Raw genomic sequence first — 656 nt, 5'->3', positions numbered from 1 at the left:
CCCAAATCCAGGGACGCCGTCCCCAGCCCGCCTTTCAGCACCCCGGCCATGGCCCCACGCCCGGCCCCGACAGAGCCCAGCTCAAACTCCGGACCGGCATTGGCCAGCGCCTCGAACCCCAGCCGCCGGTAAGGTGGCTCCAGGCCCCAATCCTTGTCCCCGCCATTCGCCAAATCATGCAACACCGCCGCCGGCACGATAGGAATCGCCGGCGCACCCGGCTTCAAATGCAACCCCACCTGGTCCTGGGACAACTTCGCCGCCACCGCATCCGCCGCCGCCAGGCCAAACACCGAGCCACCGGCAAACACCAGCGCGTGCAGCTGGCCCACCATGTTCTCCGGCTCCAGCGCCGCGGTTTCGCGACCACCTGGGCCTCCACCGCGAATGTCGATACTGGCAGTCCAGAAACCATCCGGGCGGATCACCGTGACGCCGGTGTCGGCGTACAGGTCTGTGGCGTGGCCAACCTCCAGGCCGGGAATATCAGTGAGAGCGTTGCGCGGGCCAGGTCTAGGCATACAGAAAAGCTTCCTTGGGTTTAGGTATGGCGTGGGGAGAGCAAGGGGTGTGCCAAGGAGGCGCTCCCCCGGCCCAGCGTACGCTAGCAGCTTCGCGAAAAAATCCCCTGCACAAAAACCAACACCCTGCCCTCC

General features: G+C 66.0%; 1 protein-coding gene. It reads right to left on the bottom strand.

Translation table 11 applies throughout. The features are described 5' to 3' along the window. Positions 1-521 (bottom strand): P1 family peptidase (locus HX873_RS31350; RefSeq protein WP_177123843.1); only part of this gene is annotated, 521 nt, incomplete at its 3' end. Positions 522-656: the final 135 nt, after the last annotated feature.

The organism is Pseudomonas sp. P7758, assembly GCF_013386485.1.
In the GTDB taxonomy this organism is placed as follows: Bacteria; Pseudomonadota; Gammaproteobacteria; order Pseudomonadales; family Pseudomonadaceae; genus Aquipseudomonas.
This window is presented reverse-complemented; position numbering and strand designations above follow the sequence as displayed.